This is a genomic window from Salinimicrobium soli (assembly GCF_048323655.1).
GTDB lineage: Bacteria > Bacteroidota > Bacteroidia > Flavobacteriales > Flavobacteriaceae > Salinimicrobium > Salinimicrobium soli.
The window spans coordinates 657,621-679,994 of the sequence record NZ_JBLUWW010000001.1 but is presented as its reverse complement, the minus strand read 5'-3'; the positions used below and the strand labels follow the sequence as shown (position 1 = coordinate 679,994).

Annotated in this window: 14 protein-coding genes; 1 reads left to right on the top strand and 13 read right to left on the bottom strand. The window is 41.8% G+C overall.

From position 1 onward, the window contains the following. Positions 1-14 precede the first annotated feature (14 nt). The gene (gene dxs / locus ACNORC_RS03160; RefSeq protein WP_418334136.1) at positions 15-1,793 is read right to left on the bottom strand and encodes a 1-deoxy-D-xylulose-5-phosphate synthase; all 1,779 of its coding nucleotides are present in this window, start codon (positions 1,791-1,793) and stop codon (positions 15-17) included. Positions 1,794-1,831: 38 nt separating this feature from the next. On the opposite strand from dxs, the gene ACNORC_RS03155 reads away from it, so the two are divergent. Further along, entirely contained in the window at positions 1,832-2,281 is a 450-nt protein-coding gene (locus tag ACNORC_RS03155) for a nucleoside deaminase (RefSeq protein ID WP_418334135.1), read from the top strand. 601 nt (positions 2,282-2,882) lie between these two features. Here ACNORC_RS03155 and ACNORC_RS03150 read toward each other — a convergent pair. The 12 genes from ACNORC_RS03150 to ACNORC_RS03095 all read right to left on the bottom strand — a co-directional run bounded on the left by ACNORC_RS03150 (position 2,883) and on the right by ACNORC_RS03095 (position 22,308). After that, positions 2,883-3,737: a glycoside hydrolase family 16 protein gene (locus tag ACNORC_RS03150; protein ID WP_418334134.1), complete on the bottom strand. Its 855-nt coding sequence runs from the start codon at positions 3,735-3,737 to the stop codon at positions 2,883-2,885. Between the two features lie 97 nt (positions 3,738-3,834). Continuing rightward, complete coding sequence (locus ACNORC_RS03145; RefSeq protein ID WP_418334133.1) at positions 3,835-5,247, bottom strand: sugar porter family MFS transporter; 1,413 nt, start codon at positions 5,245-5,247, stop codon at positions 3,835-3,837. Positions 5,248-5,278: 31 nt separating this feature from the next. Continuing rightward, on the bottom strand, positions 5,279-6,052 hold the full coding sequence (locus ACNORC_RS03140) for a glycoside hydrolase family 16 protein (RefSeq protein WP_418334132.1): 774 nt from the start codon (positions 6,050-6,052) through the stop codon (positions 5,279-5,281). Further along, entirely contained in the window at positions 6,053-8,323 is a 2,271-nt protein-coding gene (bglX, locus tag ACNORC_RS03135; RefSeq protein ID WP_418334131.1) for a beta-glucosidase BglX, read from the bottom strand. A gap of 38 nt (positions 8,324-8,361) precedes the next feature. Next, on the bottom strand, positions 8,362-10,689 hold the full coding sequence (locus tag ACNORC_RS03130; RefSeq protein ID WP_418334130.1) for a glycoside hydrolase family 3 N-terminal domain-containing protein: 2,328 nt from the start codon (positions 10,687-10,689) through the stop codon (positions 8,362-8,364). A 4-nt stretch (positions 10,690-10,693) separates the two neighbouring features. Beyond that, positions 10,694-12,094, bottom strand: a complete 1,401-nt coding sequence (locus ACNORC_RS03125) for a glycoside hydrolase family 30 protein (RefSeq protein WP_418334129.1) — start codon at positions 12,092-12,094, stop codon at positions 10,694-10,696. A gap of 401 nt (positions 12,095-12,495) precedes the next feature. Continuing rightward, on the bottom strand, positions 12,496-13,437 hold the full coding sequence (locus ACNORC_RS03120; protein ID WP_418334128.1) for a glycosyl hydrolase family 17 protein: 942 nt from the start codon (positions 13,435-13,437) through the stop codon (positions 12,496-12,498). Positions 13,438-13,476: 39 nt separating this feature from the next. Further along, the gene (locus ACNORC_RS03115; protein WP_418334127.1) at positions 13,477-14,385 is read right to left on the bottom strand and encodes a glycoside hydrolase family 17 protein; all 909 of its coding nucleotides are present in this window, start codon (positions 14,383-14,385) and stop codon (positions 13,477-13,479) included. 24 nt (positions 14,386-14,409) lie between these two features. Further along, positions 14,410-15,972 carry an MFS transporter gene (locus ACNORC_RS03110; protein WP_418334126.1) on the bottom strand — a complete coding sequence of 521 codons (1,563 nt, stop codon included), beginning with the start codon at positions 15,970-15,972 and terminating at the stop codon, positions 14,410-14,412. A 37-nt stretch (positions 15,973-16,009) separates the two neighbouring features. Next, positions 16,010-17,506, bottom strand: coding sequence for a glycoside hydrolase family 30 protein (locus ACNORC_RS03105; protein WP_418334125.1), 1,497 nt, complete (start codon positions 17,504-17,506; stop codon positions 16,010-16,012). 31 nt (positions 17,507-17,537) lie between these two features. Beyond that, entirely contained in the window at positions 17,538-18,833 is a 1,296-nt protein-coding gene (locus ACNORC_RS03100) for a glycosyl hydrolase family 17 protein (RefSeq protein WP_418334124.1), read from the bottom strand. Between the two features lies 1 nt (position 18,834). Beyond that, positions 18,835-22,308 (bottom strand): 1,3-beta-D-glucan phosphorylase, GH149 family, encoded by a 3,474-nt coding sequence (locus tag ACNORC_RS03095; protein WP_418334123.1) that lies wholly within the window; start codon positions 22,306-22,308, stop codon positions 18,835-18,837. Positions 22,309-22,374 lie beyond the last annotated feature (66 nt).

The window sequence follows — 22,374 nt, the reverse complement described above, 5'->3', positions numbered from 1 at the left end:
TTGTACGTCTTATATTATTCCAGGATTTTGTTTAGGTGCTTCCGTATAGATTGAACGTCTATTCCGGCAATTTCTTGTAATTCAGTCACTTTTCCGTGTTCCATAAAGTGATCGGGGATTCCCAGCAGCTCAATTTTAGCGTCAAAAGAATTTTTTTGAGCAAATTCTAATACCGCTGAACCAAATCCGCCGGCTACACATCCATCCTCAATAGTCACAATTCGGGTGAATTTTTTAAAGATCTCGTGCAACAGGTCTTCGTCAAGTGGCTTTACGAATCGCATATCATAATGGGCAACTTTTTCAGCTTCGGCAAGATCTTCAAGTGCTCTTGTAACATTCTCTCCTATCGCCCCAATACTCAGTACAGCTACTTCTGAACCTTCTTTGAGACAGCGTCCTTTTCCGAAGATAATGGATTCAAATGGCAACTTCCACTCTTGCCGGAAACCTCTTCCGCGGGGATACCTAATAGCTAAAGGATGCTGCAGATCCCCTTTTTGAGAAGTATACAGGATATTGCGAAGCTCCACTTCATCAAGAGGAGCGAAAATAATAAGATTCGGGATGCATCTCAAATATGACAGGTCGAAAACACCGTGATGCGTGGCACCATCTTCTCCTACAAGACCGGCACGATCCAGGCAAAATATCACAGGAAGATCCTGCAGCGCCACATCGTGGATCACCTGGTCATAAGCGCGTTGCAAAAAGGTGCTGTAAATAGCACAATAGACGGTGAACCCCTGCGTAGCCATTCCCGCAGCCAAAGTCACTGCATGCTGTTCGGCGATCCCCACGTCAAAAGCCCTCTTTGGAAAGGCTTCCATCATGTACTTAAGAGAACTGCCTGTAGGCATGGCAGGTGTGATCCCAATGATCTTATCATTTTTTTCAGCCAGTTCAACCAGAGTCAGTCCAAAGACATCCTGAAATTTTAGTGAAAGGCCTTTGGTGTCATACGGAAGTAATTCCCCCGTAGCCGGTTCAAATTTTCCCGGAGCGTGATATTTTACCTGGTCTTCTTCGGCTTTTTTTAAACCCTTCCCCTTCCGGGTGATCACATGCAGGAATTTAGGGCCTTTTATCTCTTTCAGTTTTTCAAAAGTTTGCAGCAGACTCTCCAGATCATGTCCGTCTACCGGACCGAAGTATTGAAAATTAAGGGCCTCAATAATATTATCCTGCGCGGGTTTGTGTCCAACCTTTGCTTTGGTGAGGTAATTTTTTAAGGCACCAACACTGGGATCGATCCCAATGGCATTGTCGTTAAGAACGATCAATAGATTCGCATCAGTCACCCCGGCATGGTTCAGGCCTTCAAAGGCCATTCCGCTGGCAATAGAAGCATCACCCACCACAGCTATATGCTGCCTTTCAGTTTCTCCTTTTAGATTTGAGGCTAAAGCCATCCCCAGAGCGGCCGAAATGGCTGTAGATGAATGTCCGGTGCCAAAAGTGTCAAAAATGCTCTCAGATCTCTTCGGAAAGCCGCTCAGACCATTCAGCTGTCGGTTAGTATGGAAAATTCCCCTTCTGCCGGTGAGGATCTTGTGACCGTAAGCCTGGTGGCCTACATCCCATACCAAAAGATCTTCGGGAGTATTAAAAATGTAATGCAGGGCGATCGTTAATTCCACCACTCCAAGACTGGCTCCAAGATGGCCTTCTTTAGTAGCTATAATATCAATGATGAACCGACGCAGTTCTGCTGCCAGAGCGGGCAGTTCTTCTGCGCTAAGACGCCTCAGGTCGGCCGGGGAATCAATGTTGTTGAGAATACTTTGAGCCATAAAAGGCAAAGGTACATTTTGAAATCGTATTTTTGAATATGCAATTAGTATTTGACGACAGCTATTTCATGAAGAAAGCCCTCGCGGAAGCAGAGCTGGCTTTTGAGAAAGGGGAAATTCCCGTGGGCGTGGTGGTGGTAGCCAATCAGCAGATCATTGCCCGGGGGCATAATCTTACCGAAATGTTGAACGACGTGACAGCCCATGCCGAGATGCAGGCAATTACTGCTGCCGCAAATTCCCTTGGTGGAAAATACCTCATCGACTGTACCATGTACGTTACTCTGGAACCCTGCCAAATGTGCGCAGGGGCTCTTTATTGGAGTCAGCTCTCCAATCTGGTTTTCGCTGCTGAAGATCCTGAAAGAGGATACCGAAAAATGGGTGGAAAACTACATCCAAAAACAAAGGTCAAAATGGGTGTTTTAGGGGAGGAAGCAGGAGAACTCCTGAAGCGGTTCTTTATCCAAAAACGAAATCTGAATTGATAAAGATTCGACCCCTTCGGGGTCGTGGGATTTTGTCCTAATTATTCTAGGAATATTTGAACCCTTCGGGTTCAGAATAATTTCTGACCTAACCTGCAAGGTTTACAAAAACCTTGTAGGTGTAAAGAAGGAAGTGGTAGAATAAAAATAATAACAGACCTACAAGGTCAAAAAAGACCTTGCAGGTCTTAAAAAAGAAAGTCGGGAGTTCTGTTACCTTGTTTCATCCCGACGGGATGAAATCTTTTTAGAAAACCAATTCAGAAGATAATTCGACCCCGACGGGGTCGCACATGTTTTCAAATCACGGCTATTTATCCAATTATTCTAAGAATATTTCAACCCTTTGGATTCAGAAAGACTCAAGAGCTGCAAGGTTTACAGAACCTTGTAGGTCTAAAGAAGAAAATGTAGAATAAAAATAATAACACACCTACAAGGTCGAAAAAGACCTTGCAGGTCTTAAAAAGAAAGTCGGGAGTTCTGTTTCCTTGTTTCATCCCGACGGGATGAAATCTTTTTAGAAACATCAATTCAGAAGATAATTCGACCCCGACGGGGTCGCACATGTTTTCAAGGATTTCTAAATCTTCGTTTCTCTTTAATTGGTGATCAACACCCAATCGATCAAAACTTCTGCTTTACCATCTTTTATAAGCTGCACGGTAGATTCAGGAATTCCTAAATAAGGTTCTTTTACACCATTGGTCTTTAAAGGATACACTCCTCCCAACGCCAGGTTCAGGATGAGGAATTTAGGATTATCAAAGGCCCATTCCCCATAATGTTCTACCATAGGCCTGGTGACCCTGTAGATGAGCCTGTCGTCCACCCTGAAGTTCAATTCTTCCGGCGTCCATTCAACGGAATACACATGCCAGTCCGTTACATCTTCACCTTCGGGAAAGAAATACTTGTTCACCAGCGGAGTTTCCCCCGAGTATTTCGGTCCGTGAAGGGCAACTCCGATCCAGTCAGTTTCTCCCACGTATTCCATTATATCGATCTCCCCAATATCCGGCCATTTCCCGTCGCCAAGGGCCCAAAAGGCCGGCCAAAATCCGGAGCCGGCTGGTAATTTCATTCGAGCCGCGGCAGTGTTGTAGGTGAACATCACCTTCTTTTTAGTGTTGATCCTTCCGGAAATAAAATCAAATTTTTTGCCTTCAGGAGTGGTAAAGTCGGGGCTGTAGAGTCCCTTTAAAACCAAAGCTCCATTATTTGCTCCATTAGACTCTTCCCCCGAAATGGTGAAAATGGTGGCAGTTGAATCTACATACGCCTGTTGCTCCTTATTTACCGTATATCCTGTCACGACCACATTCCAGTTTTCCCGGTTAAGGTCAGCACTTGAAAAATCATCGAAAAACAGGGTGTCCCTGTGTTTTAATTCGGATAGATCCTGTGCCTGCATTGGCAGGGATAGTACAACGAGAAGGAAAAATAACTTTTTCATGAATTATGGGAAATTAAGGAAAACAAAAATAGGGGCCAAAAATATCATTTTTCGCCCCTAGTATTTCGTGTGCTTTAGAAAAGTCTACAAAAAGTTATCAGGTATTAGTCGCAATTTCTTTGGCCTCTTCCGGAATATCCCACATATCTTCCAATTCTTCCAGGGATTTTCCTTTAGTTTCAGGAATAAATTTAATGGTGAACAGGATTATGAGCAGGATAAAACCTGCAAAAATGAAATAGGGTAGAGACCCATTCCAGAATTCATTGTTGTTAATTTCACTTTCTGCGACCATTGGAAAAGTTTGGGTCACAAGGTAATTAGCGGCCCACTGCGCAGCCACCGCGATCGACATAGCTATACTTCGAATGGCATTCGGGAACATTTCAGAAAGTACTACCCACACCACAGGACCCATGGACATTGCAAAAGAAGCAATGAACATTAGTACTCCAATAAGAGAAAGTATTCCGACAGATTCGGTCATCAACGTAACACCAAGAAGAACAAAGCCCGTGATCATTCCCACAGAACCTATATAAATAAGCGGTTTTCTCCCGAATTTATCCACAGTAGCCATGGCGACAAAGGTGAAGATCAGGTTCACTGCAGCCAGCAATACCTGCTGTTGCAGAACATCTTCCTGCCCAAAGCCGAGAGCCTGCTCAAAAATGTCAGCCCCGTAATAAAGTACGGCATTGATTCCTGTGAACTGCTGAAGCATTGATAATACAGTTCCAATCACGATGATGGAGAAAACTCCTTTGGCGAAGACGCTGAGCTTCACTTTGGATTCTTCTTTTTTAATGGATTTTTCGATCTCTGCGATCTCAATCTGTGCTATCTCATCACCGTGAATGCGTTTAAGCACGGTGAGAGCCTGTGAATTTAACCCACGCAAGGCAAGCCAGCGCGGACTCTTAGGAACAAAGAACAACAAAATGAGGAATAAGGTACTCGGTATAAGCTCAGACCATAACATTAGTCTCCAGCCGTGTTCGATGTTTTCAGCCGGGGTAGCGGAATTTCCAATGAAATAAGTAGCAAGGAACACTACAAAGAAACCAATTACAATAGCTAGCTGGTAATAGGTTACGAGGGTCCCGCGGATTTTGGCCGGTGCAATTTCAGCAATATAGGTAGGAGCATTCATTGACGCTATCCCTATTCCCAGTCCTCCAATGATCCTGAAGATCACCAGTAAGAAAACCTCCTGAGGTAAAAACGAAGGAAGACCTGATCCCCAGGCTGAAACAGAAAAAAGAATAGCTGAAACGATCAATGAATTCTTTCTCCCAATGCCTTTACTCATGGGTCCGGCAATGATAGCTCCCAGGAAACATCCAATCAGGGCACTTCCAACTACCCAGCCTTTCATTCCGGCATCAAGGTCAAAATATTGACTAAAATAATACTGGGATCCGTTGATAACACCGGTATCGTATCCAAAAAGCAATCCGCCGAGGGCCGACACGGCAGTTATTAAATAGAGGTAAGATTTATTTTTCATGGAATTTCATTAGGGGCTTAAATAGCCAGGGTTATTTTAGTTCTGTTACTTTAATATAATCGACGTAGAATTTTTTAGGGAAAATGGATCCATCCACATCCGGGCCTCCAAAATTACCTCCTACAGCCATATTTACAAGGAAATAAAAAGGTTTTCTGAAAGGATAATGAGTATTATCATATTCTTCAGGCACAAACTTGTATACCGAGTTTCCATCGATAAAAAATTCAATATAATCTTTGGTCCATACTGTTTTGTAGATATGAAAACCTTCTTCTATATCTTTAATAAAAACCTTTTTGGTGTTAATGGTCTGACCGTGGCTGGCAGGAGTGTGAAGGGAAGTAAATACCCTCTGGGGTTCCTTTCCCACATACTCCAAAATGTCTATCTCTCCAGAAGCCGGCCATCCCACTTCATTTATGTCATGACCCAGCATCCAAACCGCCGGCCAAAGCCCTTTTCCTGTAGCCAGCTTCGCCCTTACCTCGATCTCACCGTACTTAACTTCAACTTTATCTTTGGAACTGATCTTTCCGGAGAAATATTTATCTGCTTTCCTGACTGCAGTGATCACCAGATTTCCATCTTTAACCTCAACATAGTCACGGTTGTAGATCTGCAGCTCGTTATTTCCCCAACCACAATTCCCGGGACAACCATCTCCTTCTTCATAATTCCAGTGATCCATATTTAACCGGTCCCCATTGAAATTATCTTCAAAGACTACCTGTGCGTTGACATTGAAACATAGCAACCCCAACAGTACAATTTTGAATATTCTCAACCTGCTTTGATCCAACATTTATTTATTTAAATTGAATTCAGCCTTTTTGAGATCTTTTGAGTTGCCTCCAACCATAATCCTGAACGTTCCCTCTTCAGAAGTCCATTGCTTATCTGCATTATAGAATTCGAGCATTTCATTTGTAATATTGAAAGATACTTTTTTCGTCTCTCCCGGTTGCACTTCAACCAGTTGAAAAGCTTTAAGTTCTTTAACCGGGCGGGTGGTACTGGCCACCGGATCTCTCAAATATAACTGAACGACTTCTTTTCCGGCAACTTTTCCTGTGTTAGTCAGGTTAATGCTTGCCACTATTTCCCCGTTTACATCCATTTCTTGAGAAGAGAGTTCCAGATCCCCGTATTCAAAGGTCGTATAGCTCAAACCGAATCCAAAAGGATACAATGCATCTTTCTTTACATCGTTATAACCAGAATAGGTAACCTCAACAGGATTTGTAGGCCTTCCAGTGTTTTTTTGATTGTAATAAAGCGGCTCCTGTCCCACTGCACGCGGAAAGGACACTGGTAATTTCCCGGAAGGATTATACTTTCCCAAAAGTACATCTGCAATTGCATTTCCACTTTCAGATCCCAATAACCAGGCTTCTACTACAGCGGGAACATTTTCTGAAGCCCAGGTGATTTCCAGCGGTCTCCCGTTGAACAGAACCAGAACAACGTTCTTATTTACTTTATAAATTGCTTCAAGCAAATCCTGCTGTACCCCCGGAAGGTCGATATTGGCCCGGCTTCTGCCTTCCCCGGTCTGGTAGGCGTCTTCTCCAAGCGCCATGATCACCAGGTCTGCATCTTTCGCCTTTTTAATTGCCTCGTCAAAACCGGATTTATCAGTATTATTTATTTTCAAGGGTTTCATAAAACTTCTTTCCCCTATTCCAAGTTCTGCACCTTTAGCATAAGTGACTTTAACATCTTTCCCCACCGCGTTCTTAACACCTTCCAAAAGTGATACTGCAGAATTGGATTCTCCCTGTGCTCGCCAGTTTCCGATCGGGCTGTCCTTATCATCACCCAATGGGCCGATCACAGCAATTTTCTTCACTGAAGGTTTAATAGGAAGTAATGCCTTTTCATTCTTCAAAAGAACAATAGATTTTTTAGCGATATCTCTTGCCTCTTTGAGGTGTTGCTCATAATCCAGTTGCTTCTTTGCAATGGGATCTGAGTATCTGTAAGGATCTTCAAAAAGGCCCATTTTGAACTTCACCCGCAGCACGCGTCGCACAGCATCATCTATAAGAGCCTCTTCAACTTTACCTTCCTTAACAAGTTCTTCAAGAGCTATCTCATAAGCCCTTCCCTCCATATCCATGTCACTTCCTGCTTTTATGGCAATTTCTGAGGCATGCTTTTTATCCCGGGCAAGTCCATGTGAAACTAACTCACTAATGGTTCCCCAATCTGTTATTACAAATCCCTGGAAGTCCCACTTCCCTTTTAGAATTTCCCTTTGAAGCATTTTACTTGCAGTCGCGGGAGTACCATCCAGGTCATTAAATGAATTCATGACGGTCGCCACTCCGGCAGCTGCTGCAGCTTTAAATGGTGGTAAAATGGTGTTGTGAAGTTCGTTTTCACCCACGTGGACGGTGTTGTATTCACGGCCGGCTTCCGCGAAACCATAACCTGCAAAATGCTTAGCTGTAGCTGCAATGGTTTTGGGGTCTGAAAGATCCTCACCCTGATATCCTTTTACTTTGGCTACAGCCACTTTCGAGGTAAGAAATGGATCTTCCCCAGAACCTTCCATGATCCTTCCCCAACGGGCATCCCGGGAAACATCAATCATAGGGGAAAAGGTCCAGTTTACACCTTCAGCTGCAGATTCCATCGCAGCAATTTCTGCAGATCTTTCCGCAGCTTCCATGTCCCAGCTTGCTGTTTCAGCCAGTGGCACCGGAAATATTGTTTTATATCCGTGAATCACGTCATATCCGAACATCAACGGGATCTTAAGCCGGGAATTTTCCATGACCAATTTTTGAGCTTCTGTGGTGGCTTCAACAGAAAGGACATTTAGCATGGAACCAACGAGGCCCTTTCTGAGCTTCTCTTCTTTTTCTTTATTTCCACCTTCTGAAGCCGGACCGGTAAGGTCCCAGCTCCCGTTATATTGCACCAGCTGTCCTACTTTCTCTTCAAGAGTCATTAAAGCAAGAACAGAATCTACTTTTGATTCCACATTCTCTACTGAACTTTTGATTTCTTGGGAAAAGCTCGTAAAAGCCGGAAAAAGGCATGCCAGAAGTAATAATCGTTTTTTCATATCTTATTGTTCCAATAATTGAATTTTTTAAATAACCTTTATTCGGTTATTGTGAACGTTTCTTTTAAGTTCTCTATCATCAGCGTGAATTCTCCCGGCTCTACCAGAGATTCTCCTTTTGGGGTAAAGTAGGCCAGATCCTTAGCGCCCAGTTGAAAAGTAACAGTTTTTGTCTCTCCGGGCTCGAGAGAGATCTTCTCAAATCTTCTCAATCTTTTTACATCAGGTGTCATCTGACTGGCGTAAAGATCTGAAGAATATAATTCCACAACTTCTTTTCCTGCTCTCTTCCCTGTATTGGTAACCTTGACCTTTACAGAAATATTACCATCTGTCCCGATCGTTTTCTTATCCAGTTCGAGATCTGAATACCCAAAAGTGGTATAACTTAACCCATCTCCAAATAGGAATTGTGGGTTATAATGGCTTTCATAATCATACACTCCTTCAGCCTTTTCCTGCTCTTCGGAAGGCTTATGAATGTATGGGACCAGATCATTGGGGTAACGAGGGTAGGTATAGGGAAGTTTTCCTGATGGATTCACATCTCCAAATATAATATCAGCCAAAGCATCTCCGCCGAAGTTTCCGGGAAGGTAAGCCTGTAGAATTCCTTTCATTTCATTTTCAAACTTACTGATAATTCGCGGGCGTCCTTCGTTCAGGACAAGGATTACCGGCGTTCCGGTTTTGGTAAGTTCTATAGCCAATTCTGTTTGATGGTCAGAAAGGTACAGGTCATTAAGATCTCCGGGCTTTTCGGTATATGAATTTTCTCCAAGAGCGAGAATCACGTAATCAACTTTTTTTGCTTCAGAAACAGCCTTCTCAAAATCTAATTTTTCCTCTTCGTAATATTTACCGCCATCCACATAGGCTACTCCGGGAACATAAGTTACATTTTCCTCCCCAATTTCGTTCTGTATTGCTTCCAGAATAGTGTTATATGACTCGGCAAACTCCGGGGTTTTCTCACCTTGCCATGAATAGGTCCAGGCTCCATTTAGAGTACGCATGGAATTAGCGTTAGGACCTGTCACCAGGACCTTTACATTTTTCTCCAGAGGAAGGATATTGTTCTCATTCTTCAAAAGCGTGATAGATTCCGCAGCCATATCATAGGAAGCCTGTTCAAATTCTTTACTTCCGAATTTTGGATAGTTGCTGTAATGGGTCACAGGCGTTTCAAATAAATTAAGGGCCAGTTTCACTTTCAGGATCCTTCTCACCGCATCATCTATCCTGGACTGCTTTACCTCACCGGCTTTTACAAGATCTACCAGGTTATCAAAGAATCTTTCATATTTGTAAGGAACCATGGACATATCGATTCCTGCATTAATAGCCATCTTTACAGCTTCCCTGTGACTTGAAGCCACACGGTCCCGGCGATGCAGGTTTTCAATATCGACCCAATCTGTGACTACCAGTCCTTCAAAACCCAACTCTTCTTTGAGCAAGGAGGTAAGCAGATCGTAATTGGCATGTACAGGAATGCCATTAATAATCCCCGAATTAATCATTATAGTGTGAGCCCCGGCATCTACTGCGGCTTTAAAAGGCGGTAGATGATACTCTCTAAGCGGAGCCTCAGGTATGTAGGACGGAGTTCTGTCTTTCCCCGAGGTTACCGCATGATATCCTAAAAAGTGCTTTAAAGTAGAAGCTATATGTTCAGGATCACCAATATCATTATTCTCTCCTTCATACCCGTTGATCATCTCAACTCCCAATACAGAAGTTAAGTAGGGGTCTTCCCCAAAAGATTCCCATTGCCGGGAAAAACGGGGATCCATACCAAGATCAAGAACAGGAGAGAAGTTCCAGGGAATTCCGCTGGCACGCGTCTCGTATGCGGTGATCTCTGCTGCCCGTCTTACCAACTCAGGATTTCTGCTTGCCGCCTGCCCTATTTGTTGAGGGAACATTGTAGCTCCTGCGGTATAGGTTGCGCCATGGATCATATCCAGACCGTAAATAATTGGAATACCCAGCCTGGTCTCCTCTTTGTTGATATCCTGGATCTCTTTGACCACCTCATACCACTTTTCTTTAGGAAGAGCACGATTATTAGCGGCGTTGAGAACGGACCCAATATGGTATTGAGAAACAGCCCGTTTTACCAGGTCCCTATCTAAAGACAAGGGTTCATAACTTGACATTCGATCTTTACCTTTTGCAATGACGTCCAAGGTGACCTGTGTCATTTGGCCTACTTTTTCCTCCAGGGTCATTTTTGCCAAAATCTCATCAACTCTGGTCGAAATCTCATCTTTTTTCATCGACACTATTTTTTCCTGCGCACTTATACCACAGCTTGTAGCTAATAAAACTCCCAGTCCCATTGCAATGCTGCTCTTTTTCATAGAATCAAAATATTAAGGTCCCAACTGCTCCTGCAGAGAGTTGAAAGACGATTTGTTGATCTTCAAATCTAACAGTAATATTTTGTTCCTCCCCTGCTTTGTTCTGCACAATTACAGCAGTTCTTCCATCGGGTGTTCTAAAGGCCACATTTGGAAGATCCTTCGGCACATTGGTTTTGACCCGGATCGATCCCGGCCTGACAAATTTCGAAGCCTGGGCAATAATATAGTATGCAGGTTCACGAGTGACCTCATCTCCTGTTATGGTGAGAGCGCCTAAGCACCTGTCACACCCTCCTCTATCTGTATGGGGTTCTTGATTTTCATCGGCTGCGAGATTCCATTCCAGTACAGTTCTGCTCCAGTTCCTGGTGGCTCCTATGATAAGATTTTCGGTGTGCCAACTCATTTCCTGCGCAAAATTTCCCGGGGCACCCACCCATTGTTCGGTAAAGTAAACGTGCTTATCGGGATGGGCTTCATGAACTTCAGAAAGGGCACCAATTTCTCCGCCATACAAGTGAAAGGCAGAGCCATCTATATACTGTGCTGCTTCAGGATCATCCAAAATGCTTATTGGGTAATCTGGCCGGTCAGCATTGTGATCATAAATGACAATTTTAGTGTCTATATTATTTTCCTTGAAAGCGGGACCAAGGTGATTCTTTATAAATTCGGCTTGATCTTTAGCAAGCATGAGTAGACTCGGGTTATTTCCTGGATGTAGAGGTTCATTCTGCACAGTGATCGCATCTATCTCTATCCCATGATCTGCCATGGCCTGAATATACTTTACCAGGTAACTGGCATAAACCGGATAATACTCCTCCATAAGACTCCCACCACGGGTATCCCGGTTATCTTTCATCCATGCCGGGGGAGACCAGGGAGAACCCATGAGCTTAATATTAGGCGCAATTGAAAGGATCTCTTTTAATACTGGTATTAGATGAAGGGTGTCATTTGCAAGGCTGAATTTCTCTAGCTCCATATCAGTTTCACCTTCAGGAAGATCATTATAGCTAAAGGGAGCCTCATCAAGATCTGAAGCCCCTACGCTGAGACGGAGGTAACTTACCCCCATATCTTTGTCTCCGGTACCAAATAATTCCTGTAAAAGGGAGGATCGGGCAGGATCACTCATTTTGTGAATATGTAAAGCACTACCCCCGGTAAGAGTATAGCCAAACCCGTCAATCTCCTGATAAGTTATGGAAGTGTCCACTTCTATAACGGCTCCTAAAGATCCTTCGGCATCTGTTATTTCCAAGGTGTCTTGCTTAAGAAGGGATTTTTGATCAAGGGTTGTTGTCCACAGGTAAGCCTGTGACCTGTTCTCATCATTTCCCGAACATCCTGCAAGAAGCAGAACCATGAAAAGAAGCATTACCTGAAAGAATTTCATAAGAATTTATTTTTGACGGTTAAATACTATTTTTTCCAGCTGAAAACTACCATGTTCTAAAAGGAATTTTATTGAGTTTTCGCCTTTTTGAAAAGATACATTTTTTATTGATATCTCTTCCCATTGACCAGAAGTAGATGGAATTTCAATGGCCGGATATTTATTAGCGTTGATCTCAATTATTGCTTCTCCAGATCGTACTTTAAAAGTCAGCTCGAAATTCCCCTTTTTGGCATTGCTTAAATTATACTGCGTCCTTTCTCCTTGCTCAGGATCTCCCGCGCCCTACCAATGCGGTTCATTCAAAATTATACAAGAATCCATAAACTTAGGAACATAAAAACCTCCTGATTTCTCAAAAGGTTTTAATTAATATCTAACACATAAGCTTAGTATTACAGCTATACAGCCTGATTTGTTTCAAGAATTTTTTGCATCACGAGTTTCGGCTTACGGTCCTCTTTAAATAACCCCCAATGTTTTTCAGGTTCCTTAGGATCTGGCGAACCTTTCCAGGGCTCGTCAAAAGCCTCAAATACGAAGGTGAGTATATTAGCCTCTTTACTCCAATTAACAAGTTCGTTGTAATAAATGTCCTGTAAGTCTTCATTCACATTTCCCGGATCAATCCCTCTGCCATTGGAATTGGTAGCCCAGCCCGCCTCAGTGATTATGACCGCTTTATCCGGATATTTATGTGCCACCGAATAATAGTTGCTCTTAGTATATTCCAGGGCATTTAGAATATTCTGGTATTCCCACACCGGATAGGTATGTATTGAAATAAAATCTATCTCGGCCACCAATGGTTCAAGCTTATGAAGCCAGGGCACATAGTTTTCACAAAAGGTAACAGGCTGCTTAGCCTCTGATTTTACTAACTTCACATATTCTATTACACTCTCTACAGGAACATAATGATCGGTCCAGTCTACACAAGCTTCATTGCCTACAGCTAGTGAAAAGATGATTTCCGGAAACTGCTTTGCAAATCCAATCAGTTTCTCGATCTTCTTCAGATTTTTGATCTTATTCTCTTGCAATACTTCTTCCGGATAGGTGCCACCCCAGGGACAACCAAAATTATTCATTTCAGCCTCGATGTAAGCTCCCAACATTACCCTAAGATCCAGTTTCTCCTTTTTTATAACCTTTAAAACGGTTTCTGAATGAGGTCCGCAATCATACAACCTGATATATTTCCAATGCCCTTTAAGAATAAGTAGATCTTCTCTAACCTGTTCATAGGAGGGATAGGCCACTCCCGGCCTCTGTCCTTTTCTGTAACCGGAATAGCAAATAGCAGATCCGGGCTCTATATTTAGTGCTTTTGTATAATCCATAAATTTTTCAAGTCTTTTTTGGCAGACCGGAGTTCTGTCTTAGAATTTCAGATTGCCATTCTTGTCCCATAATCCCCAGTAAGCTCCCACATCACCTTCTGTTCCGGTTTTCCAGCCTTCATCAAAGGATGAAAAATAGAAGATCTCAACATTTTGATCATCGGCCCATACCTGGGAGTTGATAAAATACTTCATGGCGTTTTCCGGAGAGGCGTGTGCCCCCCTAAGACTTCCACCCCCACTGGGCCATCCGGTTTCGGTAATTATAACTCTTTTGCCTTTTCCTGCATCCCTGGCATGATGATACATCTGCCTCATATGATTGAGAGAATTCTCTATATCACATCCTTCCCAATAAGGATAACAATTGGAAAGAATGACATCACAGGCATCAGCAATTTCTGGATGGTCTGTAAACTCATAATACGCATCAACATATCCCACTGGAATTCCCGGGATAGCTTCCTTTACACGATGTATGTATTCTAATAACTGCTCTTCAGTTAATTCTTTTCTATATAGCACCTCATTTCCTACTGCTGCAATATCTACCACTCCCTCTTTTGCCAGAGCAATAAGGTTCTCAATTTCCGTCTCATTTTTCTCCAGGTCATCCCCTAACCAGGCCCCAACAAGTGTTTTTAAGCCATTATTATGGGCGATCCTGGGGATATGCTCATTTCCTTCAATACATGAAAAAGAGCGTACCCATTTGATATAGGGCTTAATGATCTGGATCCTTTTTCGAACCTGCAGTTCTGAAATAGTTTCACCGGGCTTTTGATTGTCCTCATACATGCTGAAGCAGAGGCCATGAATGCCATTTTTAAGAGTATCTCTCCACAGGTCGCGCAGATCTTCAGTAGACATTTCAGTAAAATCTACACCAACATACTTTTTAAACTTTAAATCTTTTAGGGAAAAATGATGGCCCTTCCTATATGACATCTGTAAAAATTTTAAAGTTTAGTATTAAATTTCTCCTCTTCGTTCAACCAGTTCAACTTTGATCTGGCGGGCTCTTTTCTCGTTCAGACTGTATGTCCACATTATCCATACCGCCAGAGCAGCCGTGACAGCCGGGATAGCAATATCGGCTACCCTTAATTTGAACATTGTTTCGGCAGTCTGAGTAGGAGCGTCAGAAATAAAACCTACAGTTTTAAGTACAAGTCCTCCTAACACTAAGGCGATGGCCTGTCCTAATTTTACCATCCACCAGTAAATGGCTCCAAAAGTTCCTTCCTTTCGAGGCATTCCGTTCTCCAATTCATCCAGGTCACAAACATCTGCAGTCATACTCATCATAAGGGTAAATAAACCACCAAGTCCAAAAGCAATCAGAGGGATTGGAATGAACATTAACCAGGGAATACCCTGAGTGGAATCTATAGTGAACCAGGACATTCCCGCAGCCTCCAGGTATGGATTTAAGAAGTCGAAAATATAGGCGACCCCGCTGGTAAGAGTTTGTCCTAACTCTGTATTATTAAATCGTGCGTTTAAGGTTACATCAAAGCCCCACCATTTTAATATATATCCAATAATGGAAAGAAAGGTAGAGATTATAAACGCTTCCCGCTTACCCCATTTATTAGAAATGGCCGTTACAATTGGTATCACCACAAATGCCGTAATTACAGCTGTTATACTGGAGAACCAGGCGGGCCAGGTTCCTGCTGCCCCGTAGCTTCCATTAAACATATAAAATACTATTATGTAGACACTAAAAGCTGCAACGATTTGGAAACCGTTAAAAACAAGGAAGGTTGCACCACAAAGCTTCAAGAAGGGTTTGTTCTTTGAAACCTGTTTAATTCCTTTAAATAGATCTTTAAGGTTTGAAAACATGGTTTTAAAAGAAATTTTCTTTCTGTTCTCCATATGAGAAGAGTCAATTCCTTTACAAAATATGGCGGGTAAAATACCTAACACCATACAGATAACTCCTACTATTATAGATAATTGCCGCACCCCGACTGCCTGAGAAACAAAAACATTAGGGTCAGCTATGATCACCCAAAACCACGGCACAATCATCCATGCCACCTGCCCCATCGTTTGCCCAAATGCCATGATACGGGTACGCTCATTATAATCTGAGGACATTTCATATCCCAGACCCACCAAAGGAGTGGCAAACATGGTATTCCCAATCATGAATATCATTGAAAATATCAGGAAATACCAGAAGTTGAATAATTGACTATTCTCCGGATCTAATTGCCAAAGAACAATGAATAAAATTCCACTTAGTATAGCACCTACAAATATATAAGGTCTTCTACGTCCCCATCTGGACTTGGTGTTATCTGAAATAAATCCCATAATGGGATCAGTAAGCGCATCAAATATCCTGGGAAGGCCCCCTAGCAGTCCTGCCAGGAAAGGATCCATTCCAAAGGCAGTAAGCAAGAAGAACATGAAGAAGCCGAGGGCTCCGGGGAGGAGATTGAGAACTAAATGTCCCGCACCAAAGGCCATTTTTTGTCCGGTAGGTACAATATCCTTTGCGGGGGTTTTTATATGCGCCATTAGTTTTTAGATTTGGAGTTATTCAAAATTCTTTGTTTTAAGATTGGGTTGCCCCTATTAGGACCGTTTGTATAGCCTGTCCGTCAATTTTGATAGACACTTCCCGCCCTTCCAGAGCCAGGTTAATGAACTTTTCTTCGGGTCCTTCATTAAAAATTACAACAGCTATGGAACCATCAACATTCTTTGCAGCTGTTGCCATTAATTCTTTGTCGGACACTTCAATTCCAATTCGCTTGGCTTCAGGTCTAATATATTTACTAAAATGGGACAAGGTGTAATAAATAGGGGTAAAATAAACCTCATCCTTAGCCGGGTCAACAATTACAGGGGCTACGCACCAGTTTTCTGCCCAGTTAGGTCCTCCTTGGGTATCAAGCACCATATTCCAGTCTACCCATCCGTCTACCCAGTTGTTAAGACATCCAATAATATCACGAGCATATCTATTTACCGGAGCATATTTGGGATGTAAATGTTTCTGGTCGTCTGGTGCCCAGGTATATCCCCAATCGGTAGCTTCTTTGCTCCAGTACCATTTGTCATCATTCCATTTGGGCACCTCTGCATCTACACAAGCTTCAGATTGAATTATGTGTTTGTTGGGCGCCTTGTTATGAGCATATTGTAATGCCTCAGGGAAATAATCAAAAGTGCTGGCATACCAATGCACTGCCACACCTGAGAAATACTTAGAGGAAGCCTCATCACGATACATTACATCTACCCATTTATCTAATACCTCACGGTTCTGGTCATAACCCAGGATCTTTACATCATGGTTATCTGCCTCTAACTTGGGACCTAAGTGATTCTGAACAAAATTGGTCATCTCCTCAGGAGAAAAAAGCATGCTTTCCCAATTATTATCATTTCCTAAAGGTTCATTTTCCACCGTAAAACCCCAGATGTCGATTCCTTCTTCTTTATAAGCATCTATATATTTAGAAAAGAATAATGCCCAGGTATCATTATATTTCGACAGTAGCTTTCCGCCTTCCCATTCTTTGTTATCTTTCATCCAGATTGGAGCTGTCCAGGGTGAGGAGATTATTTTAAATCCGTCCTGAGATACCGCCATGGCATCTTTGATCATTGGAATAATATCATCTTTATCTTCTTGTATGGAGAAATGCTCCAGATCCATGTCATCTGCTACCGGAGCATATGAGTAATGGCCAAGCGAAAAATCGCAGGAGTTCATATGAGTACGTGTAAGCGAATATTTTGCACCGCTTTCTCCAAAATAAGCCTCAATGACCTTGTCTCTGTTTTCTTTACTTACCTGATTAAGCAGATATGCTGACGATTCCGTAAAAGAACCTCCAAAACCGGTAATTGTTTGAAATTCTTCTTCGGGTAAGATCTTGATGCTTGAGGCATTTTCTGCTTTTACAGCGGGTTCTATTTCTTTTAATTTATTCCCGTTTGCAGAAGTCTCAAAGATGGTTACTTCTAAGGCATTATTTTTATCATTACAGCTCATTATCGCCATTAAAAGTAGTACGTATAAAAGGGGGTTGTATGTTTTCATATTTGAAAGAGTTAGAACAAGTCATTCTTATTTAGTTGTTTTTACCAGATTTAGCTGGCGGCACCAGCACATTTTCCATTAGTAATTCTTTATTGCCATTGTATGTTTTTGAGATTGGGTCTCCATTTCTTGTGAGCCCATTAAATATGCCTTCATCAACAAGATCCCATAAAGCAAATTTTGCCTCACCGTCTATAGTGAACAGTCCGAAATGATTTTCTGATCCTTTTGGATTACTGGCATCTTTCCAGCGTTCATTAAAGGCCTCAAAATAAAAGCAAGAGATATTGTTTTCATTGGTCCAATCTCTTACCAACCAATAATATTTTGCCTGCTTATATTCATCCGCAGCTTTAGATCCCCGGGGTCCGTAGAAACTTGTAGAAGTAGTAGCCCATCCGGTTTCACCTATGTGAATGGGTTTATTTACTCCAATACTTTTCATGTAATTTGAAACGCTGTCGTACTGCTTTCTGGCAAAGTTTAAGGCTCGCTCCATAGCAGCATCTACCTTCTGCATATCATTCAAACTCGCATCCTCCTCCGGAACCTGCCAGAATTCTGGATTGTAATGGGAATTATGGAAAGGATAGGTGTGCATGGACACATAATCAACTGCATGATACAGTTTATTTAGATCTTCAGTATGATACATTGGGTCACCGCCTCCCCAGGAAGCAAAATCATCAGAACTTGTGATCCATAGCTTTTCAGGTAATTCGCCGGCAGCCTTTTTATCTTGTAAATATGTTACCCACTTCAAGATGACCTCCGGCTGCACATAATAGCTGGCTGCCCATTTCACCATAGCCTCATTTCCCACTGCTATAACTTTAACGATATCGGGATATTGCTTAGCTAATGCGATAGCTCTTTCAATTTCCCCCGCATTAGCCTCACTTTCCTTCTCATGATTTGGAGTTTTACCCGTCCAGGCATTCTCACAGTCTATCCAGGCCCCCAACATTACATACATCTCAAATGATGGATCCTCCTCCTTCAGTTGGCTGATTGCTTTCAATAAATTGGGTGCCTGTTGAAGCTGAACATTATAGGTGCGAAGTAGTTTAACCCCCAGAGCTTCAAGGATCTTCATATCGTTCTTCAGCTCTTTAATTGTGGGCTGAGAATCCCTGGTAATCTTGCGATATCCACCATATGAAATGGCTAAATACTCCGGATTTCCTAAAATGTCTTCTGCGTTCACTTCTTTCCTAACTTCTGTTTTCTTACTATTATCATTGCTTTCCTGGTTCTTACATCCGGCGATCAAAACAGAAACTAAAACCAGGGAAGCGAAAAGATTGAGGGGCTTACTAATTTTCATCTTATCTAAGTTTCTTTTCCATTAAAAAAACCGTGAGGTGGTCTACTTCACCGGTTCTTTTGAAGATCATGTTACTGGTATTAGAATCAAGTGTCAATGAATCCAATCGGTCAGATGAACCGTCAGTAAATTGAATCTCGATTCCCTCTTTATCGGATTTCTTGTATACTACCGGCACCTGGCAAATAGTGTAGCAAAGCGAACCTTTCTCCAGATTAATTTCTTTGCTCTCTGAAGTCACGGTTTCATAAACAAATGTTTCCGCTTCGGTTAAGAACTCATCTTTTTTCAATAAACCTGGGTGGAAGTACAATTGACCGTTCTTCACAAAAACTCCCAGTTCTCCAAATCTGCTCAGGATATCCTCCTTCACCTGTCCCGTCATTCCCGGTTGCTGCGCACCTTTTCCTGCAGGAGTGTGAGAGTAAGGATCTGTTGGAAATGCTCCGTAAAGCTTAGGATCTTTATGAACGCCAATACCTTCATTGATTTCATAGTAATGCTCTAACAGGCCACCTACGATCTCTGGGCTTGCGTCTTCATTTATAGCTCTAATACAGGTTTCCTGAACGGCCAGTAATAACTTTGAAACCATATGCCAGTAAATAGAACCTAAACCTTCATAACCATAGAAAGTTCCAGATCTACCAGTAAATGCTTTATGATTGAAGACCTGTTCAAAAGCTTTTAAAAGAAGAGACCTTTCTTTTTCTATCAGTTCGCTATACTGTTCTTCTGCCAGCTTATCTAATGCCTCCTCCAGGCTTCTTTTATTATTAAAACTACCATTGAAATGAGTTTCTCCATTCACATCTTTTTGGACGATCTGAGTATTGCCATCCTGAATTAATTTTTGCATTAATTCTGAATTTTCTACTGCAGATTCGGGAATGGTGTTTTTAACTGTAAAACGAGCTAATTGTTTGTTCGGATACAGAATATAACTGTACTGATCCTTACGGAAGAGTTTGCTGTTCTTTAAGCTATTTAAAACTTTCAGACCTTCTTCAGAATTTAAATAACCGGAACTTAGTACTGCAACCTGCCCTTCCAACATCTCGGCCAAGTAAGAAATGGAAATTTCTTCTTCGTTCTCAAGAGTCATCAAATTGTAAGCGTGGTAAAGCTCATCTTCTCTCTTGTTGGCTTTGATCGTGTGATCTACAAAAGCTAAAGTTGTAGTTACAAAGTCTTTTAGATCTGAAAGGGATACAGTTGATTTTTCACCTGAGAAAGATTCAGTATAAACTTTAGACCTATAGTCACTTGCAGCTTGTGCAAGCCCATCAAGTACTGTTTTTCTTTCCTTATCGGAAATATTTCCAGACAACAAGTTTTTATGGTCCTCTAAAGTTGATTTCACTTTATTAAAGAACACCAACAGGTCTTCTGAGATCATTGTATCCTCTACAGAAGATTTATTAAGAATCTCTTCCATGAAGCTTAGGAATCGTCTTATGTAGTAGAGAGTAACCATGGAGACCCCATTCCCAACAAGGGCATTGTTAGCATCATTCCATTCTGGTCTTTGAGTATTCAACCAAATTCCGGCTTCAGGAATAAAGTTAGAGATCTTAGCAAGAAGGGTAGCTAATATTTTTTCAATAAAGTTTACCCTGTAGATCTCATTGTTCCTGTCTGTCAATAAGGCTGCATCTGCTCCTAATTCCTTGCGCTTATCCCTAATTTTTAAGTCCAGATCTGTATCAAATTCGATAGTGTCCTTAGGATTTTTTAGAATTTCCTCATAGCTCTTGATCTTATATGGCACGTTGGCGTAGACAAAAATATTCTCATTGAAGGATTCCGATAATTTATTCGGAGTCACTTCTTCCATGAATTCCAGGAACTTTAAGAGATAGATGATTTGGTGATCTCCCCAGTATCCAATGTACGACCATGGGTTATCCGGTTCAATTGTTTCCCAGTCAAATCCGCCTTTTGTGACTCTGTAGGGATTGTAGCCATCAAAAGTGGTAGCATTCAGGAATTTATGGATCATGCTCTCAATGAATGCCGGATAAGAACGTGATAAGACCTCCCAGTTCTGGAAGATATCCCGCCAGTTTCCTTCATAATCCAGGATCTTGGAGCCATCATTTTCATTTCGGGTATTTATGGAAAATTTGTTCCAGGGCCTACTTGGATCTCCATGACGCCGACTAAACTTAAGCGGCATGTATTCAAAAGCCAGTCTTTTGAAATCTTTATCGTCAGACCTCTCTGCAAGCTCTTTTAATTCTGAATGAGTGAATTCTTCGGGAAGATCATTTAATTGATCCTGGATTGCATTAAAGACCTCGCGGTTTGCTTTTTTGAGGTAGTCTTTAAAATCCCATTTTTCGATCTGATAATTATTATCAAATATTCCACCCCGCATAATATTGAAGAGAGTATTTGCGAAATGCCTGGTATCCTTGAAGGTATCGGCTGTCGCCTGCACCCCATCCGATGCATTTACCAGTTCGATCAAATTTTGGGTACCGACTTCTATATCGGTATTTACAGATTCGTATAAACCGGAATCTTCTTTGATAGCTTTTTCAATGCTTGCGATAGCAGCGTGGTTCTTATTTACATCTGCAACAATTATCCACTCTTTTTCTGCATTTTCAGCTAAAGAAAGGGTGTCCTGAACGAAGTAAGCGCCTTTCTCTGCTCTTACATCTATTTCTTCCTGAATTTCTTTTCCTTCTCTAAAATTTTTAAGCTGAAGAGAGGACACTAAATGAACCGGGTTCTCCAAACCTAATGACCAGGCAATAGTAGCTTTGAGCGCTTCACTCGGTTCAGCTTTATCAACAATTATGGCGCTAAGGGCAAAAATACCCAGGCCGCTATCTGCTTCAAGCTCATTCTTTTTATAGGCATCAACCAGGTTACTAACACTGTTTTGAAGATCACTTCCTACCCCATAAGGCAAAATGTTCTGGATACCATCCACAAAAGATACTTCCACCTGCTTCGAAGAGGTATTGATAATCCTGGATCTCTTTACGAATCCGTATTTGTCACTGGAACTCCACTGGTATCTAAAAGTCAATCCCAGATCCTCATTTATCTCTTCAAAAATTACCTTATTCCCGTAGGCATTTTTATAAAGGTTTCTTTGGATGACGTAACTTGCTTTGAATCTGTCTGAAAAAGGTTCCCACAAGAAGGTTTTATCTTCCCTTTGTACCAAAAAAATACTTTTGCTTCCTGTAATTTCTGCTGATTCGGTGATCTTATCATCTGTATAATAGGGGAACAAGGCACTTTGGGCATTCTGCCGCCCTGCTGTTAATCCTCCGTTACTCGAAATAAACATCCAGTGATTGGAATCACTTACTATACTCATGAAGAATGGACGCATGGCGTCACTGTTCGAAATCTTATAGTATTTTTCGTTTTCAATTTGCACCAATTCTCCTGCTATATCTTTTTTACCAAAATTGGCCTTACAATCGCCAATAAAAATCTCTCTACTACTCATCAGTTCTTTAATTATATTCTCATTAATCGGGAGTAGTGTTGAGAACATGAAATTTCTCTAAACCTA

Excerpts from the sequence above, each read along its gene's own strand:
- dxs (WP_418334136.1), bottom strand. The coding sequence starts at position 1,793 with ATGGCTCAAAGTATTCTCAACAACATTGATTCCCCGGCCGACCTGAGG.
- ACNORC_RS03155 (WP_418334135.1), top strand. The coding sequence starts at position 1,832 with ATGCAATTAGTATTTGACGACAGCTATTTCATGAAGAAAGCCCTCGCG.
- ACNORC_RS03150 (WP_418334134.1), bottom strand. The coding sequence starts at position 3,737 with ATGAAAAAGTTATTTTTCCTTCTCGTTGTACTATCCCTGCCAATGCAG.
- ACNORC_RS03145 (WP_418334133.1), bottom strand. The coding sequence starts at position 5,247 with ATGAAAAATAAATCTTACCTCTATTTAATAACTGCCGTGTCGGCCCTC.
- ACNORC_RS03140 (WP_418334132.1), bottom strand. The coding sequence starts at position 6,052 with ATGTTGGATCAAAGCAGGTTGAGAATATTCAAAATTGTACTGTTGGGG.
- bglX (WP_418334131.1), bottom strand. The coding sequence starts at position 8,323 with ATGAAAAAACGATTATTACTTCTGGCATGCCTTTTTCCGGCTTTTACG.
- ACNORC_RS03130 (WP_418334130.1), bottom strand. The coding sequence starts at position 10,689 with ATGAAAAAGAGCAGCATTGCAATGGGACTGGGAGTTTTATTAGCTACA.
- ACNORC_RS03125 (WP_418334129.1), bottom strand. The coding sequence starts at position 12,094 with ATGAAATTCTTTCAGGTAATGCTTCTTTTCATGGTTCTGCTTCTTGCA.
- ACNORC_RS03120 (WP_418334128.1), bottom strand. The coding sequence starts at position 13,437 with ATGGATTATACAAAAGCACTAAATATAGAGCCCGGATCTGCTATTTGC.
- ACNORC_RS03115 (WP_418334127.1), bottom strand. The coding sequence starts at position 14,385 with ATGTCATATAGGAAGGGCCATCATTTTTCCCTAAAAGATTTAAAGTTT.
- ACNORC_RS03110 (WP_418334126.1), bottom strand. The coding sequence starts at position 15,972 with ATGGCGCATATAAAAACCCCCGCAAAGGATATTGTACCTACCGGACAA.
- ACNORC_RS03105 (WP_418334125.1), bottom strand. The coding sequence starts at position 17,506 with ATGAAAACATACAACCCCCTTTTATACGTACTACTTTTAATGGCGATA.
- ACNORC_RS03100 (WP_418334124.1), bottom strand. The coding sequence starts at position 18,833 with ATGAAAATTAGTAAGCCCCTCAATCTTTTCGCTTCCCTGGTTTTAGTT.
- ACNORC_RS03095 (WP_418334123.1), bottom strand. The coding sequence starts at position 22,308 with ATGAGTAGTAGAGAGATTTTTATTGGCGATTGTAAGGCCAATTTTGGT.